At 70.2% G+C, this 3,138-nt stretch carries 4 protein-coding genes; 2 read left to right on the top strand and 2 right to left on the bottom strand.

Features of this window, described 5'->3' with window-relative positions; genetic code table 11:
* Positions 1-780 (top strand): pyrroline-5-carboxylate reductase (gene proC, locus ASG00_RS06725; RefSeq protein WP_056207758.1); only part of this gene is annotated, 780 nt, incomplete at its 5' end.
* Between the two features lie 23 nt (positions 781-803).
* Here proC and ASG00_RS06720 read toward each other — a convergent pair.
* Both ASG00_RS06720 and ASG00_RS06715 read right to left on the bottom strand, forming a co-directional pair.
* The gene (locus ASG00_RS06720; RefSeq protein WP_045247731.1) at positions 804-1,475 is read right to left on the bottom strand and encodes a potassium channel family protein; all 672 of its coding nucleotides are present in this window, start codon (positions 1,473-1,475) and stop codon (positions 804-806) included.
* Positions 1,468-2,910, bottom strand: coding sequence for a TrkH family potassium uptake protein (locus tag ASG00_RS06715; RefSeq protein WP_048808992.1), 1,443 nt, complete (start codon positions 2,908-2,910; stop codon positions 1,468-1,470). The genes ASG00_RS06720 and ASG00_RS06715 overlap by 8 nt, the downstream gene beginning before the upstream one ends.
* Positions 2,911-2,974: 64 nt before the next feature.
* On the opposite strand from ASG00_RS06715, the gene ASG00_RS17490 reads away from it, so the two are divergent.
* On the top strand, positions 2,975-3,138 hold a 164-nt coding region (locus ASG00_RS17490; protein WP_235559398.1), incomplete at its 3' end, for an ArsR/SmtB family transcription factor.

Below are 3,138 nucleotides of genomic sequence, written 5' to 3'. Positions count from 1 at the left end.
GCGATCGCCCGCGGAGTCGCGGCATCCGGATCCTCCCGTGGCATCGTCGTCACGAACCGCTCGGCGGCGAAGGCCGCGACGCTCGACGGCATCGCGGGTCTCGCATCGATCGCCCTCGAGGCGCATCCCGACGCCAACCTCACCGCGGCCGCCGGCGCCGACATCGTGCTGATCGGCGTGAAGCCCGCGATGGTGCCCGACCTGCTCGAGGCCGTCGCCCCCGTGCTGCGCCCCGGCACGATCGTCGTGAGCCTCGCGGCGGGCGTGACTGTGGCCACGTTCGAGCGCATCCTCGGTGACGGCGTCGTGGTGCTGCGCTCGATGCCGAACACCCCGGCGACCGTCGGACGGGCGGTGACCGGACTCGCCGCGGGCACGACGGCGGATGCCGCGCACGTCGCGCTCGTGCGACGGCTCTTCGAGACCGTCGGGGCCGTCGTCGAGGTGCCCGAGGACAAGATCGACGCCCTGTCGACGATCTCGGGCTCAGGGCCCGCCTACCTCTTCCTCTTCATCGAGGAGCTCACCAGGGCCGCGCTCGCCAAGGGATTCTCGCCCGCGGATGCGCGGCTCATGGCCGAGCAGACGGTGATCGGTGCTGCGGCGCTCCTCGCGGCGACCGGCGAGGATCCGGCCGAGCTGCGCCGCCAGGTGACGAGCCCGAAGGGCACGACCGAGCGGGCGATCGCGGTGCTGCAGGACGCCCATCTCGACGAGCTGCTCGGTCGCGCGACCGATGCCGCCCTCGCCCGTGCCCGGGAGCTCGCCGCCGGCGCCTGAGAGAGCGGATGCCGCGGCATCCGTCAACGCTCGAGCGCCGCGAACCTCTCGACGTCGCCGTTCGTGCCCGACACGATCACCAGGTCGTGCGCGGTGACGACGGTGTCGGCCTCGGCGTAGCGGAACGGCTTGCCGGGCGACTTCACGCCCACGACGGTGACGTTGAACTTCGTGCGCACGCCCGAGGCGCTCAGGGCGACTCCCCGCAGGAACTTCGGCGGGTAGAGCTTGGCGAGCACGAAGTCGTCGTCGAAGCGGATGAAGTCGAGCATGCGGCCGCTGACGAGGTGCGCGACGCGCTCGCCGGCCTCTCGCTCGGGGTAGATGACGTGGTTCGCCCCGACGCGGGCGAGGATCTTGCCGTGGGACTGGCTCACCGCCTTCGCCCAGATCTGCGGCACCTTCAGATCGACCAGGTTCGCGGTGATGAGCACGGACGCCTCGATGAGAGAACCGACGGCGACGACGGCCACCTGGAAGTCCTGCGCCCCGATCTGCCGCAGGGCGTCGATGTTGCGGGCGTCGGCCTGCACGGTGTGGGTGACCCGGTCCGACCACTTCTGCACGAGTTCCGCGCTGTCGTCGATCGCGAGCACCTCGCGGTCGAGACGGTCGAGCTCACCCGCGCACGCGGCCCCGAACCGGCCCAGCCCGATGACGAGCACCGGGGCATCGCTGCGCACCTTTTCAACCAACGATCGGCCTCTCGGTGGGGAACGTGTAGAGCTGCGAGCGCGACGACGCCGCCACGGCCGCGGCCAGTGTGACTGTACCAATGCGGCCCATGAAGATCGTGACCGCCATCACGTAGGCGGCCGGGTCGGGGAGCTCGGCGGTGAGCCCCGTCGAGAGCCCCACGGTGCCGAATGCGGAGATCACGTCGAAGAGCACATCGGCGATCGGGGCCTGCGTGATCTGCGCGATCGTGATCGTCGAGGCGGCGACGATCGTCGCGCCCCAGGCGACGACCGAGAGCGCGACCCGCTGCACGTCGCTCGGGATACGGCGGCCGAACGCGTTCACTGACGGGCGTCCGCGTGCCTCCGACCACACCGCGAGGGCGAGCACGGCGAGCGTCGTGACCTTGATGCCGCCGGCGGTCGAGGCCGAGCCGCCGCCCACGAACATCAGCATCGACCCGACCACGAGGGACGACCCGTTGAGATCCCCGATGTTCACCACGGAGAAGCCGCCGGAGCGGGTCATGGCGGAGAGGAAGAACGACTGGAAGGTGGTGTCGAAGGCGTCCATGCTGCCGAACGTCTTCGGGTTGGCGTACTCGAGCGTGAGGAAGACCACCGCGCCGGCGAGGAAGAGCACCACTGTCGTGATGAGGGTGAGCTTCGCGTGGAGCGACCATCGGCGCACGTGCCAGCGGTGCCGGGCGAGCGTGTAGATCACGGGGAAGCCGATGCTGCCGAGGAACACGCTCACCATGAGGGTCGTGAGGAAGACGTAGTCGTGTGCGAAGGGGGCGAGTCCGCCCGGGTTCGGGGTGAAGCCGGTGTTCGTGAACGACATGGCCGCGTAGTAGGGCGCCTGCCACAACGCGGTGAGCGGGTCGATGCCCGCGAGCAGGATCGACGGATAGAGCAGCACCGAGATGACCGCCTCGATCACCAGCGTCGACAGTGCGACGGTGCGCAGCAGCTGGCCCACCTCGCCCAGCCGCACGGTCTGGCCCTCGTTGACGGGGCCGGCGTGAGCCCGGAGCGGATTGGTGTCGCTCGCGGCGATGAGCTTGGCTCGCAGCCCCAGGCGCTTCGAGATCACGAGCCCCATGATCGAGGCGAGAGTCAGCACACCCATCCCGCCGACGTTGACGCCGACGTAGATGATGACGTGGCCGAACGCCGACCAGTGCGCGGCCATGTCGACGGTGGCGAGCCCCGTGACGCACACTGTCGAGACGGCGGTGAACAGCGCGTCGACGAACGGGGTCGCGCGTCCGTCGGCCGCTGCGGCCGGGAGCGACAGCAGACCCGTGAACACGAGGATCAGGGCGGTGAACACCAGCACCGCGAAACGGGCGGGAGAGGCGGTCGACAGATCGCGGATGTCGCGGGCGAACCGGGCGATCCAGGTGCCGAGGGCGCGTGCGGGGCCGGGTGTGGACACCTCGCCTGCCACCGCTGCCCCTCTCGTCGCCGCGCCTGTCATGGTAGCGGCCACGAGCCCCGGCTAACCTAGGCACATGGCGGACATCTTCGGCGTGATCGCGGACGCGACCCGGCGCGACATCCTCTCGTTCCTGCTCGAGCGGTCGCGCACCGCCGAGGCCGGAACGAGTGTCTCGCTGATCGTGCAGGAGCTCGGGGTGAGCCAGCCGACGGTGTCCAAGCACCTGAAGGTGCTGCG

This window comes from Microbacterium sp. Leaf351, from assembly GCF_001423825.1.
GTDB lineage: Bacteria > Actinomycetota > Actinomycetes > Actinomycetales > Microbacteriaceae > Microbacterium > Microbacterium ginsengisoli.
Note: the sequence above shows the minus strand (reverse complement) of the source record. Positions and strands in the feature narration are given on the sequence as shown.